Raw genomic sequence first — 20466 nt, forward strand, 5'->3', positions numbered from 1 at the left:
TAATAAGGACTAAAACATGAAAACGACTAAACTCCTCGCCTCAGCCCTGTTGTTTGCCGCTGTATTCGGTACCGCACAAGCAGCCGATACCGAAACCCTGGAAACCATGAAAGCGCAAAATGGCAGCGTTAAAACCGTTTTGATGGATGTCTTCACGACTCCTGCCGGCGATGTTGACCGCGTGAATATCATTCAATCCAGCGGCAATCCTGAAATGGACGAACGCGCAGTGAAAAGCGTTTCCAAATATCCTTATCCGAAACGCAAAACAGCATCCAAATACCAACATACCGTTACTTTTGAAACCAATGTTGAAGTAATCAACAACTGACTTGGAATGGAGACATTAGATGTTATCTGAAGAAAAGGAGGATCTTATTGAAGGGTTAATTGATGAAATTAAAAATATGCGTGGTGATCCCTTAGAATATACGGGTAACAAGCTTGTTATCAGTCGTGGAAATTCAAAAGCAAAGTTGTTAATTATCGGTGAAGCTCCTGGACCAATAGAAAACGAAGAGGGAGAACCTTTTAGAGGTCCTGCTGGTATTCTGCTAGACGAGATGTTGGAGAGTGAGAAATTTAAACTAGACCAGGATATATATATTATTAACGCGGTGTTTCGCATGCCACCAGGTAAAAATGGAAAAAAGTTCGGTCGGCCAAGTACTAAAGTGATTGAATATTACCGCCCGTATATTTTGAAGTTCATTAGACTGATAGAACCAAAGATAATAGTTTTGCTTGGTAATTCTGCATGCAAATCAGTATTGGATAAAGTTGGAATTACTAAGTTGAGAGGTGAGTGGAAATGTGAGAAAGATATTTGCCATTTTATTATGCCGACCTATCATCCTTCGTATGTGCGGATGAAAAAGAATCAATATCTGAATCTGGTAAAAAATGATATCAAAATGATTCGCAAGAAGTTTGATGAACCTACTATGTAAAAGAGTCTAATGCAAGTTATACTGTTTTTGTAGTTCATATTGCTTGATAATGATTGGTTGTAGTCGAATAAATATTGGTTGTTATTAAATTGAATGATGAGATAATGTGGAGTACACTTCTATTTGGAAGGCGTTTTGATTGGGAAATTCCCTGTCAAAACGCCGTTTTATTCTTTAAACAAGTATAACCAAAATTGCCGTAAAACCACACGCTCCGGTGTTATACTGAAACAAATAAACCGCTTCATCACACATCATGTCTCCCCGTCCAGTTACCATTACTTCCTACAATATGCACAAAGGCATGTCTGCGCTCAACCGCAAAGTGCAGGTCAACCGCATGGCTGACGCGCTGGGTGCATTGGGTTCGGACGTTTTGTTTTTACAAGAAGTCCAAGGACAACATCTCAACAGAAGCCGCCGTACCGACTTTCCCGATGCGCCGCATTACGACATCATCGGCGACAGCCTCGATTATCATCGCAGCTACGGCAAAAATGCCGTCTATCCCAAACGACACCACGGCAACGCCATTCTCAGCCGCCTACCGCTGAAAACGGAAAACAACCTCAACATCAGCGTCAATAAACTCGAACAGCGCGGCCTGTTGCATTGCGAAGTCGTGCCCGAAGGTTGGGAAGATCCGCTGGTGTGTCTGTGCGTCCACCTCAATCTGCGCGAGCCTGACCGCCTTAAACAATACCGCGCCATCAGCAACTATGTTGACCGCCATATCAACCCTGACAGCCCCTTGATTATCGCCGGTGATTTCAATGACTGGCGGCAGAAATCAGCCCATGAGCTGGGCAGGGCATTAGATTTGAACGAAGTATTTGTCGATAATACAGGCAAACGCCCCAAAACCTTCCCTTCGCGCCTGCCCATCCTCAGTCTCGACCGCATTTACACGCGCAATCTTGATGTCATCGATTCTGAAATCCACAACAGTAAAGACTGGCAGTATTTATCAGATCATCTTCCATTGAGTGTAACGGTTAGACCGCATCGTAAAATGAATATGAAATCCGATAGAAAAATGTAAGGCTGAAATCTTTTTTAAAGCAAAGCACTATTGGCAATGTATCGAAAGAAAAAGTTTTTTCACTCAGATATTTGAGACAAAAACAGGCCGTCTGAAAAGTTTCAGACGATCTGTTTAAGTTTATAAAAAAGCGCAAACCTTTTTAAATCAAAAGTTTGCGCTTTAAATCTGGTGGAGGCGGGGTCAATCGTACTTTGAGATTAACTTATTGATTTAAATATAATCATGTTCTTGTTTGCGGTAAAAGTTACCCCAAAAGTTACCCCAAAACTTTAAGGTAGGGGCATTTTTTTGCACTATTTACCCCTTGTCAGATTGCCAGTTTAAGCTGTTTGGGTGGCAGGGGCAAAAATATTTTGTGGCATTTCTGCCAAGCTGTAAACATGGTTGAATTGTAACACTGGAAATTATCCGCGCTTGTGGGGTGTTTTCTGCTTTCTTCTTCCAGCCGTCCGATATTGTCTCTCGGGCGGCTTTTGTTTGTATCGGCTCTGTCAGTCATGCGCCCAAACAAAAAAAGCGTATATATACAAAAAAACGCAAAAATCGTTTGTTACCTTGTTACCAATGGCTGAAAGCCTTGCCAGTCATGGCTTACATGGTAACAAAACACATATTTTAACCTTGTTACCATTTGTTACCGCTCCTATTTTTTAAGCGTAACCATTTGAATATAAAAGGGTAACAAGTGGTAACAAATCGGTAACAAGTAAATTTATGTTCATTTGTTACCGTTTTTTCTGTGTTTTTATATTTATATTCATATAGTTATAAGTGTTAAGTTTTGTGGTAACAAAGGTAACAAGTGATTTTACCTCGCGCATATGGTTTTATCTTTTCGCGTGTCTTGGTCTTCTTTCCTTTTTTATGGGCTCGCAAAATTCAAGGGGCTGCATTACTACGCGCGCGCGTATTGGTCTTGAAATTATTTACCCCTCGCCTGTCTTTGTTGGTCATGGCGTAAATAGGCTAAAATTGCGCTGTAAGCGTGTTTCATTGATTGGGTATAGGTAGGTATAGGGAAAGGGTCAAACAGTCCTAATTTTTGAAATTTAGGGGCTTCCTGTCGATTTTATGCTTTCTTGGTAGGTCTGCCTGAATGTTTGGACGTAAAAAAGCCCGCCTGTGTTGGTCATGGCGGGCTTAGTTAGTATTTTGGAATTAACCTCATGCAAATGATTAGTCGTCCAGTTCTATATTTGTGGCTAAAACATGAAACCAGCCGTTACCTTTCCGCTGGTGTTGGTAGCCTCTGTTTTTGTGGTTATATTTCAATAATCCATTATCTGCTAATACGCGGCAAACTTTCGCTTCATCGAAACTCTGGGCGATTTCATCGGCAAAGACACGGCGGATTACCCATAATTCCAATTTTTCCCCCTCCTGTTTCCTATATCCTGCATGGTCTTTATTGGTGCTTTTATCGCTCCATTCCATAAACCGCGTGCCTAAAGCGTGCTGGGCGATAAAATCCTCTGCCTGCTCAATGATTCGGCGGTCTTCGTGTTTTCCTGCTCCGTTGGCTTCCAGCCATTCATCAAAGCATTTTTTCACGCCTGCCATGCCTACACCTACGGGCAAACCGGTAACAGGGGCGGCAAGTTCCAAAGCAGCGGCGGCAATCGCAAAGCGTTTCGCTACTCTTCGCGCCTGTCCTGATAGTTCGGGAATGGTTGCCATAAATGCGGCCATGCGCTCCGTTGCCTGCTGTTTGGCTTGTTCTAGGTCGTCTAAAAGCTGTTGGATAAATAGTCTTCCTGCCGTTCCGTGATATTTTTCGGCTGATTGGGCGATATGCTCACTCAACAATGCGCCATCTTCAAATCCGTGCAAGGTGTCATAAATGCCATATTGCGCGGCTGCTCTGATACTAGGCAAGCGGGCGGCTTGTCCTGCGTTCCAATCGCCCTTATGGTGCTTCAAGATGGAATCGGGGGTCTTTTCGCCAGTGGAAAACATCATCACTTTCCAGCGGCTTAAAGCACGGTTTCCGCCTTGTTTTGCGCCTTGCACTTTGTTGATACCGTTCATAACGCTATAAACAGTATCGCCGATAACGTGCGGGCTTGCCTGTCCTATTTCGTCCAACACCAGCAAGCCATCATTACGGGCGGCGGCTGTGTTGGAAAAGCCTATTTTCGTACCGCTCCAAGACAACAGGCTTCCTGATGGTTTGCCCCATACGCTCAAGGCTACTTTTGCGGCTGTGGTTTTACCGTCTGAAGAATCACCCATCAAGTGAAAGCCGCCTGATTCTTCGTTTAACAGGGAAAGCAACGGGGCGGCAAATGAAGCTCCCAAAGCAAGGCACAAACGGCTATTTCCTACTGCATATCGGGCTATGTTTTGTTGCCAGTCGGTAAGCTCTCCGTTTGGCTGATATGCCTTTGCTTGGCTGGTGTCGCCGTTGTAGATAATGGCGGGGTCTTTGTCGGTCGCTGTGATGGTTTCCCCGCTGGGCATAATGTAGCTGTCTTCGTGCCAGCCTGCGCGGTCGGTAATGGTAAAGGCTGTCTGGCTTCCCTCTTTCTGCAAATAGTCTGCCAGTTTTCGCCTTTTTGTTGGGTTGCTCTCAATGGATAAGCCGTAAAACCCCAAACGCCCCCAGCATTTCCCATCGGCAATTTCTGCTTGTGGTAGGGCGGCGGTCTTATGCCGTCGTGTGATTTTGTCTTTAAACTTGATAATCCGATAATACGCGCCGTCATTGTCTTGCCCCGTGCCTATGATGTCGATAGGGTCGGAAAGGAATTGCGGCTCTGCTTCGATAACATCTCCGTCTTTGTCGGTTCTAACGTTTACCCACCATACGCCCCGATTGTCGATTTCAAAGTGAGGGCGCGGGCGGAATGGCTCGATATTCTCAAGGTTGTAGTCGTTGGGGCTTTCCTGCTTAGCTGTTTCGGTATTTTTCATGCTGTCTGTCCTCCGGAATGATTGTCTGATTGCTTTTTCTCGTTCAGTTCGTCCAGTGCGTCATAGCCCGGCGTTTTGCTTTGCCATATACTCGCCTTGATTCCCTGCTTAATGGCTCGCATTGCCAAGTCATAAGCGGCTCTGTAACCAACGGGGCGGGGCGTGTCGTTATCGGCAATAATCACAATCTCTTTTATACCGTTCAAAAAGTGAAAATTTGCCAAGCTGTTTGCGCTCAAGGCCGCGCATAAGCCCCAATCGTAAGCCTTGTACAATTCACGGGCGGCAAGGGCGGTTTCTATGCCCTCTGCAATGACAAGACGGCCATTTTCAGGAATCGGGAACAGGTGGACGGCTTGCCCCGATATACTGCCTTTCTTGCGGCTTCTCATTTTCTTGGCCGGTAATGTTTCGCCTGTTACAGGGCCTTTGATTGCCAGTTTCTGGTAGCGCGGGGCGTGTAGTCCGTCCTCTCCGCATGGCTTGTCATAGCTAGGCTGTAAATAGGTTAGGTGTAAGCCTTGTAGCTCTTCGTCCATATCGCGGATAGCGCAAACCATACAGGGGAAACTACCAAGCAACAGCGGCTTATCTTCGCCTGTTGTCCAATAGTCTTTTTCAGGTAGGAAACGGACGTTTTCGGGTAAATGCGCCATGTCCAAACCGCGTGATTTCAAATACTGGATAACAGGGGAATCGGGGCGGATAGGTTCTGTGCTTCTCCACAATGCGGCCAGTTCCTCGATTTGGTCTTTTTCGGGGCGTGGTTGCGCTTGTGGGCGTGTTGGCGGTATCGGCAAAGGGTTTGCATTGTCCATGCCTAAAATGCCTGAAACCTGCTTTAAGGCCGTCTGAAAATCACACCCGAAAAAGTGCATTACCAAGCCGAAACCATCGCCCGCGCCGTTGTTGTAATGGCTGCAAATGAATGTGCCGTTTCCGTCCTTGTCGTCATATCTGAAACGGTCTTTCCCTCCACACGCGGGGCAGGGCTGGTGTTTGTTTTTCAGGTATCGCGGGTCTATGCCTAATGCGGCGTGTATTTCCGGCCAGCGGTATTGCGCGACGGCTTTAATGTCTTGGTATGTTGGTTTCATTGCTCTGCCTCCTCTGATACTGGTTCTAAAACAATTCCGGCGGTCGGGTCGGTTTCCCATATTGCGGGCGTTTCCTGCTCTAGTTGCTCCGTGTCGGCGTGGGCGGGCTGGTTACAGGCTCGGACTACCAAAGCCAAAAGCAACACCCAAAACACCAGCAAGGCGCGGTTAAGATACCGGCGGAAACGGTCGGATTTATTGGTCTGTTTCATGGTTTTATCCTTTGCTCTGCCTCCAGTGGTTCAAAACATGAATCTAATAAAATCAATTAGTTATAAAAACACTAGGGCGAAGTTTGCCCTATGCCGTCTGAAATAGGCGGCATAAAGGCGGGTAAATTTCAGGGAATAGGTGGGCTTAATCTGCTTTGGTTACGCTGTAAACAGCCCATTCTTTCAAGCCGTCTGAATCGTCAGGGCGCTGGGACGGGGTCAGTTTGAATGTATCCCGCAAGCTCGGATGACAAATCGAAAGATTCCAAGTTTTCCGCATGGGGGACTAGGGTTTGAATGACTGTAGCAAGACGTGCCGTGCTTCCGCTCGCACTTATGGGGGCGTTGCGGACGGAATGGGCGGCCATGTTGTCGCAAATGGTGTCGATGATTGCGCCCGTATTGGCGATAAATTCGCCGCCGTAGTACAGCGCGTCCATAATGCGGTTTGCCAGCTCTAAAGGGATGGTTACCATTTGGGCTTGGTTTTGAATGTTTTGGATTTGGGTAGAAGTGCAAGATTGCATTTGAAATGCTCCTATACGTTCGAGATTTGAGAAATGCCCAAAATAGGGGGCGGTGCTCTCTCCTGCGTATAGTCAGGCGTGGACGTTGCCGTTACCACACACCGCCATAAACTTTGATATGCCGTCCAAAGCCTGTGAATAGGCTTCAAACGCCATAAGAGAAAATGGCGATAAAAAATCAGCGTTACCCTGCTGATTTGGGCTATACGATTTGAGAGAGAAACTAAATTCTGCTTCCCAAAGCTCAATCTGTCAAATGGTTTTTTACGGGGTTAGATGGTGTTATGACTTGCTCCTTTCTGACACCAGCAAAGAAAACCGCCCGCGTTTCACGGTCTCCCCGAATTGGTTTTGCACTTCTTCCATCACGGTTATGATTTCATGCCCCGCTCTGCGAAGCTCCATAATGCGTGAGTTATAGCCAAGTATGCCCATCTGTGCCAACTCCCATGAAGTAACGCTCCCTTTTCTCAATCGGGCTAAAACGCGCTCTCTTTGGCTTGGCGTTTTGGGCTTGTTATTGATACAATCAAATTTCATAATCTACTCTTCTTTCTGCCGTCTGAATGTCCGTTCAGGCGGTTTTATTTATCAAAAATCAGGTCTTGAGTTACAATCGCGCGCGCGGGCGCGTACTGTTACGAAAACTCCTGTTCTCCTTTCATTAGCTTGCCTGTTCTGTAAGCCATTTCTTCACTTCTCCTGCTACATAAAAGCGGCTGCGCGTGCCTGTGATTTGGCGTGATTGCGGGAATTGTCCTGCTGCCTCCAGTCGTCTGATTTGGCTACTACTCAAGCGAGTGATTCCGCGCCGTCCTTTCGCTTGGCTGGTCTCAAGTTCTGCAATAGTTAATTGCGCGGTATCAGGTAAGCTGTCGATATTGATAATGTGCATTTATTGCCTCCGTTTGGTTAATCACGCCTGCGGGTTGCTGGCGTTTCGCTAGCGGCATTGTGCAAAAAGCATAGGGGGGTTAGGCAATAAAAAAACGGTTAAACCCTCCTTTCAAGAAAGGGGTTTAACCGTCCTGTAATGTATGACTAATAAGGGGTTTGGGGGTTACTCGCCTACTGGTTTTTGAATAATGGCGGGCGTGTCAGGCTGTCAATACGCTTGATTGCTGCCAGTGTGGGCTCAACCCCTGTTATTTTCTTAAAGGTATCCTTGATAAAGTCTTGAACTATAAGTGCTTTAGGGGGTGCAACCCCTACCGTCTGCTTGTTCCAAAATTCTTTAATCGCTATGCAAGCGGTTTCAAATTCTGGGGTTTCAAATTCAGGGACAACACAATAAGGCAAGGCTTTAATTTCCTGTTTTTCTGCCTCTGCTTTGGCCGCTTCCCGTCTTACCTGTTCTTCTGCTTGGATAGTTTGCTTCAAACTAAGTACACGTTCTTTCGATGCCCAACTAATTAGCACATCCTGCATAATGGTTGTGTCGTTTGGTGCGATGTCATTCATGCTAAAAACGGTAGTTTTTTGGCTGGTGCAATAAATCCCGCCATTTCCGTCGTGCAAATACAAATCTTGGACAGTCAGGGTTTTTAAAACAATACCGCCTGAAAAAGCCTGTAATGCAATTTTTGCCCGTGCCTGTTTGCGTGGGTGTTCCTGCCATATATCCCTAAAAGTGAAAAACGCGGGGTTAATTCCTGCCCATAATAGGGCGGCTTGCTCCAATGTCCATAACGGGGCTAATCGCCAATCGGACAAATCGGGCATATCTGCAAGGGTTAAGACGTCTGCCATATTCTATTCACTCCATGTTCTTTTTCTGACGGCATAAAACTAAAACGGATTGAGTAGCCCTATCCCAAAAATCAACAGGGGGGGCGTTGTGTGGTACTTCGCGGCGGAAATATATCCGCTCCTTTTCTATTTCCGGTATCAGGCAATCGCCTCAATTCCCTTGTTCTTGACGATAGTAAGCAGCTTCAAAGCCGCGCCGCTCGGCTTTTTAATACCCCGCTCCCATTCGGAAACTTGGTTTTTGCCGATGTTTAGATACATGGCAAAAGCGGCTTGTGATAATGCTTCGCGCTCTCTGATTGCCTTAATGTCTTCGCCGCTTAACGGCTTGATTTCGGTCAAGCATGATTTGTCAAAATCGCGCATGGTTTTTTTGTCGATAATGCCGATGTCGTGCAAACCCTGCATGGTTTCATGTATTGCCGCAAAAATGTCGCTTTTGTATTTCATGGCTGTATCTCCGTGAAAGTGCCGTTTGATTTGGCTTGTTCTATGTCGGTCTCTGTCATTGCCAAGATGATGGCGGCGGCTTTCTTTAATTCTGCAAGTTCTTTGTTCGTGATGTTTTCGCGGTCGTTCTTGGCAAAGGCAGTCATGAAAAACGCCCGTTCCCCACGTCTGAAAAATATCAGGCTACGATAACCGCCGCTTCTGCCTTGCCCTTGCCTTGCTATGCGCTGCTTGATAACACCGCCGCCTAAATCTGCGTCTATCACTCCTTTATCTGCCCGCTCTACCGCTTCTATCAGCTCGGAATCGCTGATTTTGTGCTTCTTGGCAAATTTCGTTATCCACTGGTTTCTAAATATCCGCATGGTTTTCTTTCGTAATGCTTAAGATGATAGTTTATTCTGCCGTTTCCTGCAATACGCCTGAATGTGCTTTCAATTCATCGAGATAATCAGCCCATTTTTGAACCATATCAGCGCGCTGTTCTAAATATTCCGCATGGTTATAGGCTGCCCTTGTCGTGTTGGGGTCTTTGTGGGCTAGTTGCCGCTCCACCCAATCAGCGTTATAGCCCATCTCATTCAATATCGTGCTGGCTGTATGTCTAAAGCCGTGCTGTGTGGTTTCTTCCAAGAATCCTAGACGGTCTAATGCTTTTCGTATTGCTCCCTCGCTCAAGGGCTGTTTTTTGCTGGTGTTACAAAATACATATTCATAATGCCCTGTTACAGGTTTCAAGCCGTCCAGTATTGCTAAGGCTTGGCGGCTCAAGGGGACAATATGGTCTATCTTGTTTTTCATGTTTACGCCGTCTTTATAGTATTGCTGCTCCTCCCAATCAATTTCACACCAGCGCAATAAACGCAATTCGGAAGGGCGGGCAAATACATAAGGGGAAAGCTGTAATAGGGCGCGTGTTTGCGGAAAGCCAGCGTAACCGTCAAAAGCTCGTAACATCTCGCCTATCCTTTGCGGGTCTTTAATGAAGCGGTAATGTTTCTGCTCCACCTTTGCCAGCTCTCCCCGCAATTCGGCGGCGGGATTGAATAGGCTCAAGCGAAGTTTCACGGCATATTTGAAAACTTGATTTACCACGTCATAAACTTTCTGTGCCGTGTCATATTTCCCCGCCGATTCCAGCCTCTGTAACAGTCCTAAAACCTCAAGCGGCATGATTTCGTCTATTTTGCGTGTTGCAAGGTCAGGGAAAATATGAAGCTCAAGGCTGCGGATAACTCTTTGTGCATGGTCGGGCTTCCATTTATTCGGCTTTGCTACTTGGTCGCTGTGCCATTTGCGCGCAATAGCCTCAAATGTGTTTTTTAGCTGCTCTGCCTGCCTCTGTGCTTTGTCTTGCTGGTGTAGCTTAGGGTCTATTCCTTTGGCTATCAGCCCGCGCAATTCTTCGCGTTTTTCTCTTGCTTCTTTTAAGCTGATTTCAGGATAGACACCCAGTCGCATTTCATCGCGTTTGTTGTCGCTTGGCCGGTAGTAACGAAAACGCCAGTATTTGCCGTTTCCCCTTGCTTGAAGATATAACCCACCGCCGTCTGATAATTGATTCGGCGGTTGTAGTTTTTTGCATTGGCTATCTGTAAGTGGCAGCGTCTGTTTAGGCATTTTTAATCCAGTTTGGGGTAACTTTTAAAAACTCATTAAGCCATTGTTAATAATTGGTTTTATGGATTTTTTGGGTAACTTGTTTAAAAAAATAGGGCTAATTTGCCCACTTTTCGGGCTTGTTTTTTGGGTAATTCCTGAAAAGTTACCCCAAAAGTTACCCTATAAATTGCGAAAACTCAAGCATACGCCAGCATATTCAAGGTAATAAAAAAGCCTTGAAACCGTTATGGCTCAAGGCTTTATGCGTATTACAGGATACTGCTGAAAATAGGGTATGGTGGAGGCGGGGGGAATCGAACCCCCGTCCGAAAGTCCTCTACAGAGCGTTCTACATACTTAGTTGTGTCTATTTAGAATCTCGTTCCCATCATGCCGACCAACAGGCCTTCAGAGAACCAGTTACCTTAAATCTCGTTTCCTGCCAAGTAACCCGACAGAAAACCAGTCAATGTAGAATGACGTTGCGGTAGCTTGCGCTACACAGCCCATTGACCAACTGCTGCAACGGCAGGCCTTAAGCGGCCAGTGCGTAAGTTTCGTCGTTTGCGACTATTTTGATTCAGTGTTTAACGGGAAATCTGAGACCCCGGTATGCCCGCATCTGCTTTGCAACCCCCGTCGAAACCAAGATCGCCCCCAGATAGGAAAAGTTGATTATACGCATGTCAACAGGCTTTGCCAAGTTGCTGTTTGATTAAAAAGGCCGTCTGAACAGCGGTTTGCTTTTTCAGACGGCCTCTTTGTTTAGGTTTATTGATGGTAGTTTTGCAAGAAGCGTTTGAGTTTGTCCATGGCTTCTTCGATTTGATGAACGGGCGGCAGGGTAACGATACGGAAGTGGTCGGGGCGTATCCAGTTAAAGCCTGTGCCTTGTACGAACAAGACTTTTTCACGCACGAGTAAGTCGTAGATGAATTTCATGTCGTCATGAATGCCGTACATTTCGGTATCGATTTTGGGGAACATATACAATGCGCCCATGGGTTTGACGCAGGATATGCCCGGAATCTGGTTGACCAGTTCCCATGCTTTGTTGCGTTGCTCGAGCAGGCGGCCGCCGGGGAGGAGGAATTCGTTGATGCTTTGGTATCCGCCCAAGGCCGTCTGAATGGCGTGTTGCATGGGTGTGGTGGCACAAAGGCGCATAGACGAGAGCATGTCGAGGCCTTCGATATAGCCCTTGGCATGATGTTTCGGGCCGTTGAGTACCATCCAGCCTTGGCGGAAACCGGCCACGCGGTAGGCTTTGGAGAGGCCGTTAAACGTAATGGTCAGTAAGTCGGGGGCGAGGGCGGCAATGTGATGGTGTACGGCACCATCGTAAAGAATTTTGTCGTAAATTTCGTCGGCGAAAATAATCAGGCCGTGTTTGCGCGCTAATTCGGCGATTTCGAGCAGGATTTCTTTGCTGTACACCGCGCCGGTAGGGTTGTTGGGATTGATGATGACGATGGCTTTGGTTTTCGGTGTAATTTTGGCTTCTATATCGGCCAGGTTGGGGAACCAGTTGTTTTCTTCGTCGCATAGATAATGGCGGACGGTACCGCCTGCCAGTGTCGCGGCGGCGGTCCACAAAGGATAGTCTGGTGCAGGAATCAGGATTTCGTCGCCGTCGTTGAGCAGCGCCTGCATGGACATGGTAATCAATTCGGAGACGCCGTTGCCGATGTAAACATCGTTGACGGTAACGTCGAGCAGTCCTTTGGTTTGGTAATAGTGAACGATGGCTTTGCGTGCGGAGTAAAGGCCTTTGGAGTCGCAATAGCCTTGTGAAGTCGGCAGGTTGCGGATGACGTCAACCAAGATTTCATCAGGCGCTTCAAAGCCGAACGGAGCCGGATTGCCGATATTGAGTTTGAGGATTTTGTTGCCTTCTTCTTCCAGTTGCAGGGCTTTTTTGTGAACTGGGCCGCGAATATCGTAGCAAACGTGATCCAGTTTGGATGATTTAGGGAATTTCTCCATGATGTGTGTTCCGTAAAATTGTTAACAATGGGATAAATGTACTCTTTTTGTGGGTAAATTAAAAGAGCTTCAGACGGCCAAGGCTTACTTATTGCGCGCTTCGGAACGGCGAACCGTCACGCTTTTGCCGCCTATGCCCCAGTTGTCCATATCGATTTCGTCGATGACGACGACGGTCGTCTCAGGGTTTTTGTTGAGAACGCGAGTGAGTAATTCGGTGACGCCTCGGATTAATTCGGCTTTTTGCTCTGCATTCGGGGCTTCGCTGCCGCCGGTTACTTTGATGTTGACATAGGGCATAGCTTTTTCCTTTTAAAATAGCGTTCACATGTTATCTTATTTTTATCAGGCCGTCTGAAATTTGATTGCAGGATTTTTCATTGCTCATGACTGCTTTTACAAAGAATTAAGTTTTTTGGAATAGATTGTTTTTACAATGCGGTTTTATTTTGGATGGATATCGTCATGAACCGTTTTCTTCAGACTTTGATTGTGGCCGCACCGATGGTAATTGCCGCGCCTTATGTGGCGGCGGAAACGCATCCGGCGCAAAAACAGATGCAGCAGAACATTGATGCCGTGTTGAAAATTGCACGTAACACGTCTTTGACAGAGGCGCAACGTGTGAAACAGGTTGAGCAGTATGCCAACCGTTATCTGGATTATGAGCGTATTTCGGCTTTGGCGGTTGGTGCGCCATGGCGTGAATTTTCTGCTAAACAGAAAACCGATTTTATCCGTGCATTCAAAGACATGGTCATTGCGATGTACTCGCATTCCGCGTTAATTGGCGCGGCAGATGCGAATGTGCGCCTGTTGCCGAAGATGACGGCAAACGGCAATAAGTTTGACGTTTTCTCAGAAATTCAGACCAAAAAAGGCACTAAGTATGAAGTGGCCTACCAGCTTTACCAAAGTGGCGGTGCGTATAAGATTTACAACATCCGCGTGGACGGTACCAGCTTGGTAACGGTATACCGCAACCAATTTGGCGAGCTGATTAAGAGCAAAGGCATTGACGGTACGATTGCGACTGTTGCAGCCAAGGGCTTGAAGAAACAATAAGGTAGATTGATAAAAAGGCCGTTTGAATGTTCAGACGGCCTTTTTGTGTTACGGGCTGATTAAGCACGTTTGCGGAATTCGCCGGTACGGGTATCGATTTCGACTTTGTCGCCGTTTTCGATGTAAGACATCACTTGGATTTCGGTGCCGCCAACCAGACGTGCGGTTTTCATTACTTTACCGGAGGTATCGCCTTTAACGGCAGGCTCGGTGTATTCAACTTCGCGAACGATGATGGTAGGCAATTCTACGGAGATTGGGTTGCCTTCGTAGAAAGTGACTTCACATACGTCTTCCATGCCGTCAACGATGAATTTCAACGCGTCGCCGATGTTGTCGGCTTCGATTTCGTATTGGTTGAATTCTTCGTCCATGAAGACGTACATTGGGTCGGCAAAGTAGCTGTAAGTACAGTTTTTGCGGGCCAAGATTACGACGTCGAATTTGTCGTCGGCTTTGTAAATGCTTTCAGAAGCGGCACCGGTCAGCAGGTTTTTCAGTTTCATGCTGACTTTGGCGGAAGAGCGACCACCTTTGATATATTCGGTTTTTTGAACAACCATAGGGTCGTTGCCAACCATGAATACGTTGCCGGCGCGCAGTTCTTGTGCTGTTTTCATTGTAGTTTTCCAATCAAATCGGTTGTAATAAAACGCGCTATTTTAGCGTATTTTTTTGTGCTTTGAAATAAAGGCGGCAAGTTTTTCAACGGCACTTTTTTGAGCAAAAAGTCCGTCCCTCCATTTTGCCGCGCTTTGCCGCCATTCGTTTTGATGTGCCGTCAGGGTTTGCCATGCCTGCAGGCGTTGGCTGTCGCTGAGTGCTTCGCCGTTGTTGAGTTCGTCGGAAAGGCGACGGTGTGCCGTGGCGACAACATCCGGATAAACCTGATGCGCTTTGTCCCAAAACGCGTGCAGCTTGTCGAGATGGATATTTTCTTCTTGCGGGTAGATGTGCCAAAAGAAAGGCTTTCCGGCGAGCTGGGCGCGAACAAAGCTGTCTTCACCGCGTATGACAGCGCCGTCGGCAAGGTTGAGCAGTTTGTCGAAATCCTGTTGGGGGACAAAAGGGATTTTGATCAGGGTAATGTGTTCGCTCTGATACATATCGCCGTCTTCAAGCAGGGCATTTTGCGGCACTAGGCCGCTGTTTTTCAGGCTGGCGATGATTTGTGTACCTGCAAATAGCAAGGTAATGGGTTGGCAGGCCTGTTGCCACATGGTCAGCCATTTTGCCCAAATATCGCTTTGATAGCCGAAAAGTAGCCATTCGGGCGCATTTTTTGCGGGAAGTTTGAGTTGTCGGCGTAAGGCTTCCGTATCAAATCCGGCAGATTCGGCGTAATCGCATTCGCGCAGCAGGCCGCCGCTTTTTTCGCTGAAACCCATAAACCAAAAGTATTTCTGTATGCCGCCGGCTTGGGGCGAGGGCATTAAGTGCAGCCTCTCGTTGCTGTCTTCCGCGCTGAGGTATTCCCAATTGAGCCAAAGCAGTCGGTGTCGGCGGATGATGGATTGAACGTTGTCGGGCAGTTCGCAGGCGAAGGTTTCGATGACGATGTCGGGGGTAGGGACTGTATCGGTATCTTCGGCATGATCGGCTTGCCAAGCGTGAATGCCGATGCCTTGATGGATATTGGGAATCGAGGCTAAGTCAGGACAGAGTGCCTGAAGGGACGGAAAGTCGTCTGTCCACAAATGCACTTGCCAGCCGAGTTCGCGTTGCAAAACACGCGCCAGCCGCCATGAAACGCCGATGTCGCCGAAGTTGTCGATGACGTTGCAGAAAATCCAGCAGGTATAAGGTGGGGTGGTGTTCATGGAAAAATATGCCCAAGGCCGTCTGAAAATATCAGAATGCGCCGAAATAATGGAACAAATAAACAATCAGCAAAATAATCGGGATAAACATCCAAATGCTTTGCCGTTTCAATTCAGGCTCTTGTTTGAGGTGGTGTTTGATGACGTCAACGAGGACGAACTTGAATAGGAACGTGGCTTCGCAAGCAAGGATGATGCCGTTGATGAGGTGTTGCGTTTTGTCTTCGGGCGGGTTGAGGGCAAACCACAAAAGGGTGGCGAGCGGAATCAGGCAGATGATGAGCCAGCGCAGAAGGATGGGTTTGGACATGGTGTGCGTGCAAGAAATAAAAAGGGCATTATACCCTGTCGTCTTTCAGACAAGTGCAAATCAGGCTATCATTCGTTTTATTTGAAGCGAACATTTATCCCTATGCAAACCCAAGCCATCATCCGCCATATTGTTCAATGGCTCAAAGATTACGCCGAGCAGGCGCGTGCCAAAGGTTTTGTCGTCGGCGTATCCGGCGGCATCGATTCTGCCGTGGTTTCCACACTTGCCGCGCAAACCGGTTTGTCGGTTTTGTTGTTGGAAATGCCGATTCGTCAGAAATCCGACCAAGTCAACCGCGCGCAAGAACACATGGGCCGTCTGAAACAGCGTTATCCGAATGTAAAAGCGCAAAGCGTTGATTTGACCCAAACTTTTGATACTTTTGCCGATACCGTTGACGTCAGTGAAACCGAATTTCCCAACAAACAGCTGGCACTTGCCAATGCACGCAGCCGCCTGCGCATGACGACGCTTTATTATTACGGCCAGCTGCATGGTTTGCTGGTGGCGGGGACAGGCAACAAAATTGAAGATTTCGGCGTCGGTTTCTTCACCAAATACGGCGACGGCGGCGTGGACATCAGCCCGATTGCCGATTTGACCAAAACTCAAGTGTACGCGCTAGCAGCCGAACTGGACGTATCGGAAGACATTCAAAAAGCCGTACCGACGGACGGACTTTGGGATACCGAACGTACCGATGAAGAACAAATGGGCGCATCTTATCCTGAACTCGAATGGGCGATGAGCGTGTATAGCAGCCACAAGCCTGAAGATTTTGAAGGCAGACAGCGCGAAGTTTTGGCAATCTATACCCGATTGCACAAAGCCATGCAGCACAAAGTCAATCCGATTCCGGTTTGCAAGATTCCGGAAGAATTGTTTTAAGTTTGAATATCAAAAGGCCGTCTGAAAACGCTGGATTAAGGTTTTCAGACGGCCTTTTATATTTTATTTCAATAAGAATTGGGAATATGCTTGAAAAACAGCATTATCAGATACCAAAACAGCGTAGCCGCCGCCGCCCCCAGCAATACCCACGCGCTGATTTTGGCGATTTCCCGAATGGTGCGCTTTTGTTGGCGGCTGAACAGACGGTTCACAATCAATGCCGCGATGGCGCAAAAGAAAAAAAATCGCAAAAGCCTGCCTATCATTCCACATCCTCCCAAAAATATTGCCTCTAATTAGGGCAGGCCGTCTGAAGCCTCATGCACAAAACAAAAACGAAACGTTATAATACCCCTTTTGCCGCATCACTTGGAAATTACAAATGACAACAAATGCCTCAGTGGGCATTGTAACGCCCCGGAAAATTCCGTTTGACACACCGCTTGCTCTGGAAAACGGCAAAACCTTACCTCGTTTCGACCTGATGATTGAAACCTACGGCACGCTCAATGCCGACAAAAGCAATGCCGTCCTTATCTGCCACGCCTTATCAGGCAATCATCATGTTGCCGGCAAGCACAGTGCGGAGGATAAATACGCCGGTTGGTGGGACAATATGGTCGGCCCCGGCAAACCTATCGATACCGAACGCTTTTTTGTGGTCGGTTTGAACAACTTGGGCGGCTGCGACGGCAGCACCGGCCCTTTGTCCGAGAATCCTGAAACCGGCCGCGAATATGGTGCGGATTTTCCGGTTGTAACCGTCAAAGACTGGGTGAAGTCCCAAGCCATGCTTGCCGATTATCTCGGCATTCAAAAATGGGCGGCCGTTGTCGGCGGCAGCTTGGGCGGCATGCAGGCATTGCAATGGACGATTTCTTTGCCCGAACGCGTTGCCCACGCGCTCGTTATCGCTTCTGCGCCCAAACTTTCCACCCAAAACATCGCGTTTAACGATGTTGCCCGTCAGGCGATTTTGACCGATCCCGATTTCCACGAAGGTAATTACCGCAGCCATCATACCGTTCCTTCACGCGGTTTGCGTATCGCGCGCATGATGGGGCACATTACCTATCTTGCCGAAGACGGTTTGGGTAAAAAATTCGGCCGCATTTTAAAATCAGACGGCTATCAGTACGGCTACGGCGTTGAATTTGAAGTGGAATCTTATCTGCGCTATCAAGGCGACAAGTTTGTCGGCCGTTTTGATGCCAACACTTATCTGCTGATGACCAAGGCACTCGACTACTTCGACCCGGCCGCCGATTATGGCCACAACCTCACGCGAGCCGTGGAGAATGTGCAGGCCAAATTTTTTGTCGCGAGCTTTAGCACCGACTGGCGCTTCTCGCCGCAACGTTCGCATGAATTGGTCAAGGCATTAATCGCTGCGCAAAAATCCGTGCAGTACATCGAAGTCAAATCCAATCACGGCCACGATGCCTTCTTGATGGAAGACGAAGCCTATATCCGCGCGGTTACCGCTTACATGAACAACGTTTACAAGGACTGCCAACAATGAATCTGCGCGACGATTTGCAACTCATTTACGATTGGATACCCGAAGGCAGCCGCGTACTCGATTTAGGTTGCGGCGACGGCGAGCTACTGGCCGCGTTGGTAGCGCATAAAAACTGTGCCGGTTATGGCATTGAAATCGATACCGACAGCGTGATTGCCGCCATGACCCGCGGTGTAAACGTCATTCAGGCCGACTTGGAAGAGGGTTTGGCGGCATTTGGCGATCAAAGTTTTGATGTGATTGTCTTGAGCCAAACCATTCAAGCCATGCAGAACACGGAAAAAATCCTGCGCTGCCTGATGCGCGTGGCCAAACAGGCCATCGTCAGCTTCCCTAACTTCGGCTACTGGCGCAACCGCTTTCAAATCGCCGTCGGTGGCCATATGCCGGTTTCCGAGCGGATGCCGTATCATTGGTACGATACGCCCAATATCCATTGGTGTACCCTCAAAGATTTTGATTTACTGTGTGCCAAAAACAAAATCCGTGTGCTTGAGCGTGCGGTCATGACGGGCAACCGACAGGTCAAACATCTGCCGAATTTATTGGGCAGCCTGGCGTTTTACCGCGTGGGTTGATACGGCAATCAATAAAGGCCGTCTGAACAGGTCATCACGAAAGCATGGCTTTTGCAAATATCTGTTCAGACGGCCTTTTATTGTTCCAGCCGGTTTAAGCCTGTTTCAATTTTTCCAACAAGGCCAAACTGCCGGCATCGACCAGACGGTAGGTTTCGTCAAAGTCGCCTGTGTACCACGGATCAGGAACATGGTTGTAGCCTGAGTCGGGGATAAGGTCGGTCAGTTTGAAGATTTTGCCGGGGTGAAAACCGAGCTGTTTTTCAGTTTCTCTGAGGTTGTTGTCGTCCATCACGATGATGTAGTCGAAATGCTCGGCATCGCTGGGTTTGATTTTGCTGCTGGTAAAGCCTGACGGGTCGATGCCGTGTTGCTTGAGTGCGCGGCGCGTGCCTTCGTGCATGTCTTCTCCGTCGTGCCAACCTGATGTGCCTACGCTGGCAGTAATGACAGCATTGCCCATGCCTGCTTCGCGGGCGCGATGGCGCAGGACGTATTCGGCCATGGGGGAGCGGCAGATGTTGCCGAGGCAGACGAAAAGGATTTTGTGGGTTTTCATGTTTGTGAAAATGAGCGGTAAGGTTTGAAAATCAATGCAACACGCTAAACCGTTTTCAGACGGCCTTGGCGTGTTGCATTTTCAATTTAGTTTACATTGCTGAAGAAAGGATTATGGCCTTCTAGTTTCAACGCTTGGGCATAAGTAGGGATGTTCTCGTTTTCGCCCAATGGGTCGTGCAGCAGGTAGAGGTGCTCGATTCGGCATTCGGCCATCAGGTCGAGGAAGTTTTGCTGAACGATAGCGATATTGTCGGTTGATGCCAGCTCCCAAGTGAAGGTCTGCGGAACGATTTCAAACGCGCTGTCGGTCGCGTTGAAGCTGAACTGGAGTTTGCCGTCCGCTTTTGCAGCGGCAACAACGCCGACGCGCGGGCTTTGCATACGGATGGCGCGGATGGCGTTGGTGGCAAAAACGTCCATGGCCATGCGTTGGCGGGTGTGGCTGCCGTCGGTAAGCGCGTCAAGCGGCGTATTGGGCGAGAGCGGGTTAGTAAAGAGGGTAACGCCGTCGAGGGCGAGATGCTCTTGCCAAACCTGCATCAATGGCAGGCCTGCCTGTTGCAGGTTGAGTCCCAAAGCCGTCTGAATGTCTTTATTGCCGTAGCCCAGCGCGTAAACAACATGGACGGATTGACCTTCGGGCAGCGTCAATGGTTTGTATTCGAATTTTTGCAGGAATGCGCCTGCCGCTTCATCGTTTTGCTTGGCTTGGAACCATTCGCCCGGGGTAACGCTGCTCAAATCGGTAGATTGGACGAGGTAGGGCAGCCATTGCGTGTTTTGCGTGAGGGCGCGCAGATTAGGGTAGTTTTGCAGGCAGGCGAAGAGGGCTTCGGTAGGCAGCGTGAGCGGCAGGGTTTGTTCTTTTTTGCAACCGGCGACCAAAACGACAGGCAGGGCAAACCATTGGGCTTCGTTATCGTTTTCTGCCTTCAGGACTTCGCCCACGCTTTGAATCAGGCTGGTGTAAGTGCCGACATCGGGGGCCATGGTCATCGCCAATGAAAGGTTGATGTAATGGTTTTGGCTGAGCATGGTGCGGATTTCGGTTTGCAGTTGGCCGGCGGAAAGCTTGCGCGATGCGGAGGAGGAGTTGTGCGCCAGCTGATAGGCATTGAGAAGAAGGTAGTTTTTGATAGGGCTCTGCGGATAAGGGCGGGTATCTGGAAGAACAAAGGTTTTCAT

At 48.1% G+C, this 20466-nt stretch carries 25 protein-coding genes and 1 other RNA gene; 7 read left to right on the forward strand and 19 right to left on the reverse strand.

What is annotated here, in order from left to right:
• Positions 1–16 precede the first annotated feature (16 nt).
• The 3 genes from O3681_RS01015 to O3681_RS01025 all read left to right on the forward strand — a co-directional run bounded on the left by O3681_RS01015 (position 17) and on the right by O3681_RS01025 (position 1992).
• Positions 17–331: a TonB family protein gene (locus tag O3681_RS01015; protein ID WP_371459082.1), complete on the forward strand. Its 315-nt coding sequence runs from the start codon at positions 17–19 to the stop codon at positions 329–331.
• 19 nt (positions 332–350) lie between these two features.
• Complete coding sequence (locus O3681_RS01020; protein WP_107723092.1) at positions 351–950, forward strand: uracil-DNA glycosylase family protein; 600 nt, start codon at positions 351–353, stop codon at positions 948–950.
• A 256-nt stretch (positions 951–1206) separates the two neighbouring features.
• The gene (locus tag O3681_RS01025) at positions 1207–1992 is read left to right on the forward strand and encodes an endonuclease/exonuclease/phosphatase family protein (protein WP_371459083.1); all 786 of its coding nucleotides are present in this window, start codon (positions 1207–1209) and stop codon (positions 1990–1992) included.
• Positions 1993–3171: 1179 nt separating this feature from the next.
• On the opposite strand, the gene O3681_RS01030 is transcribed toward O3681_RS01025, so the two are convergent.
• From O3681_RS01030 to O3681_RS01090, 13 genes are all read right to left on the reverse strand, one after another.
• Complete coding sequence (locus O3681_RS01030; RefSeq protein WP_371459084.1) at positions 3172–4908, reverse strand: DUF927 domain-containing protein; 1737 nt, start codon at positions 4906–4908, stop codon at positions 3172–3174.
• Entirely contained in the window at positions 4905–6005 is a 1101-nt protein-coding gene (locus O3681_RS01035; RefSeq protein WP_107722977.1) for a primase-helicase zinc-binding domain-containing protein, read from the reverse strand. The genes O3681_RS01030 and O3681_RS01035 overlap by 4 nt, the downstream gene beginning before the upstream one ends.
• On the reverse strand, positions 6002–6217 hold the full coding sequence (locus O3681_RS01040; protein WP_049351938.1) for a hypothetical protein: 216 nt from the start codon (positions 6215–6217) through the stop codon (positions 6002–6004). Before O3681_RS01040 ends, O3681_RS01035 begins: the two co-directional genes overlap by 4 nt.
• A gap of 200 nt (positions 6218–6417) precedes the next feature.
• Entirely contained in the window at positions 6418–6744 is a 327-nt protein-coding gene (locus tag O3681_RS01045) for a hypothetical protein (protein WP_371459085.1), read from the reverse strand.
• Positions 6745–7026: 282 nt separating this feature from the next.
• Positions 7027–7284 carry a helix-turn-helix domain-containing protein gene (locus O3681_RS01050; protein WP_371459086.1) on the reverse strand — a complete coding sequence of 86 codons (258 nt, stop codon included), beginning with the start codon at positions 7282–7284 and terminating at the stop codon, positions 7027–7029.
• 124 nt (positions 7285–7408) lie between these two features.
• Complete coding sequence (locus tag O3681_RS01055) at positions 7409–7639, reverse strand: AlpA family transcriptional regulator (protein ID WP_049344708.1); 231 nt, start codon at positions 7637–7639, stop codon at positions 7409–7411.
• A gap of 173 nt (positions 7640–7812) precedes the next feature.
• Entirely contained in the window at positions 7813–8493 is a 681-nt protein-coding gene (locus tag O3681_RS01060; protein ID WP_371459087.1) for a hypothetical protein, read from the reverse strand.
• Between the two features lie 138 nt (positions 8494–8631).
• Positions 8632–8943 (reverse strand): helix-turn-helix domain-containing protein, encoded by a 312-nt coding sequence (locus tag O3681_RS01065; protein WP_371459088.1) that lies wholly within the window; start codon positions 8941–8943, stop codon positions 8632–8634.
• Positions 8940–9308 (reverse strand): type II toxin-antitoxin system RelE/ParE family toxin, encoded by a 369-nt coding sequence (locus O3681_RS01070; RefSeq protein ID WP_107723098.1) that lies wholly within the window; start codon positions 9306–9308, stop codon positions 8940–8942. Before O3681_RS01070 ends, O3681_RS01065 begins: the two co-directional genes overlap by 4 nt.
• A gap of 31 nt (positions 9309–9339) precedes the next feature.
• The gene (locus O3681_RS01075; RefSeq protein ID WP_371459089.1) at positions 9340–10563 is read right to left on the reverse strand and encodes a tyrosine-type recombinase/integrase; all 1224 of its coding nucleotides are present in this window, start codon (positions 10561–10563) and stop codon (positions 9340–9342) included.
• A gap of 278 nt (positions 10564–10841) precedes the next feature.
• Positions 10842–11204: a transfer-messenger RNA gene (ssrA, locus tag O3681_RS01080) on the reverse strand.
• Positions 11205–11316: 112 nt separating this feature from the next.
• Positions 11317–12531: a pyridoxal phosphate-dependent aminotransferase gene (locus tag O3681_RS01085; protein WP_107723100.1), complete on the reverse strand. Its 1215-nt coding sequence runs from the start codon at positions 12529–12531 to the stop codon at positions 11317–11319.
• 84 nt (positions 12532–12615) lie between these two features.
• A complete protein-coding gene (locus O3681_RS01090; protein WP_107723101.1) occupies positions 12616–12831 on the reverse strand; it encodes a 4-oxalocrotonate tautomerase family protein in 216 nt (71 codons plus the stop codon).
• A gap of 165 nt (positions 12832–12996) precedes the next feature.
• On the opposite strand from O3681_RS01090, the gene O3681_RS01095 reads away from it, so the two are divergent.
• A complete protein-coding gene (locus O3681_RS01095; RefSeq protein WP_039862173.1) occupies positions 12997–13596 on the forward strand; it encodes a phospholipid-binding protein MlaC in 600 nt (199 codons plus the stop codon).
• Positions 13597–13655: 59 nt separating this feature from the next.
• On the opposite strand, the gene efp is transcribed toward O3681_RS01095, so the two are convergent.
• The 3 genes from efp to O3681_RS01110 are packed head-to-tail and all read right to left on the reverse strand — an operon-like array spanning position 13656 to position 15726.
• The gene (efp, locus tag O3681_RS01100) at positions 13656–14216 is read right to left on the reverse strand and encodes an elongation factor P (protein WP_070608205.1); all 561 of its coding nucleotides are present in this window, start codon (positions 14214–14216) and stop codon (positions 13656–13658) included.
• Between the two features lie 42 nt (positions 14217–14258).
• The gene (gene earP / locus O3681_RS01105) at positions 14259–15416 is read right to left on the reverse strand and encodes an elongation factor P maturation arginine rhamnosyltransferase EarP (protein ID WP_371459090.1); all 1158 of its coding nucleotides are present in this window, start codon (positions 15414–15416) and stop codon (positions 14259–14261) included.
• A gap of 31 nt (positions 15417–15447) precedes the next feature.
• A complete protein-coding gene (locus O3681_RS01110) occupies positions 15448–15726 on the reverse strand; it encodes a hypothetical protein (RefSeq protein WP_107723103.1) in 279 nt (92 codons plus the stop codon).
• A 102-nt stretch (positions 15727–15828) separates the two neighbouring features.
• Here O3681_RS01110 and nadE point away from each other — a divergent pair, with 102 nt between their 5' ends.
• On the forward strand, positions 15829–16617 hold the full coding sequence (nadE, locus tag O3681_RS01115) for an NAD(+) synthase (RefSeq protein ID WP_107723104.1): 789 nt from the start codon (positions 15829–15831) through the stop codon (positions 16615–16617).
• A gap of 68 nt (positions 16618–16685) precedes the next feature.
• On the opposite strand, the gene O3681_RS01120 is transcribed toward nadE, so the two are convergent.
• Entirely contained in the window at positions 16686–16886 is a 201-nt protein-coding gene (locus O3681_RS01120; protein ID WP_070460022.1) for a hypothetical protein, read from the reverse strand.
• A 116-nt stretch (positions 16887–17002) separates the two neighbouring features.
• Here O3681_RS01120 and O3681_RS01125 point away from each other — a divergent pair, with 116 nt between their 5' ends.
• The gene (locus tag O3681_RS01125; RefSeq protein WP_003747142.1) at positions 17003–18142 is read left to right on the forward strand and encodes a homoserine O-acetyltransferase; all 1140 of its coding nucleotides are present in this window, start codon (positions 17003–17005) and stop codon (positions 18140–18142) included.
• The gene (gene metW / locus O3681_RS01130) at positions 18139–18720 is read left to right on the forward strand and encodes a methionine biosynthesis protein MetW (RefSeq protein WP_049322294.1); all 582 of its coding nucleotides are present in this window, start codon (positions 18139–18141) and stop codon (positions 18718–18720) included. The genes O3681_RS01125 and metW overlap by 4 nt, the downstream gene beginning before the upstream one ends.
• Positions 18721–18814: 94 nt before the next feature.
• Here the strand turns inward: metW and O3681_RS01135 are convergent, their stop codons facing one another.
• Together O3681_RS01135 and O3681_RS01140 are read right to left on the reverse strand one after the other, a co-directional pair.
• The gene (locus O3681_RS01135) at positions 18815–19279 is read right to left on the reverse strand and encodes a low molecular weight protein-tyrosine-phosphatase (protein WP_070460025.1); all 465 of its coding nucleotides are present in this window, start codon (positions 19277–19279) and stop codon (positions 18815–18817) included.
• An 86-nt stretch (positions 19280–19365) separates the two neighbouring features.
• Positions 19366–20466: a conjugal transfer protein gene (locus O3681_RS01140; protein ID WP_070460028.1), complete on the reverse strand. Its 1101-nt coding sequence runs from the start codon at positions 20464–20466 to the stop codon at positions 19366–19368.

It is taken from the genome of Neisseria sp. 27098_8_158, assembly GCF_041433145.1.
Taxonomy (GTDB): Bacteria; Pseudomonadota; Gammaproteobacteria; order Burkholderiales; family Neisseriaceae; genus Neisseria; species Neisseria subflava_E.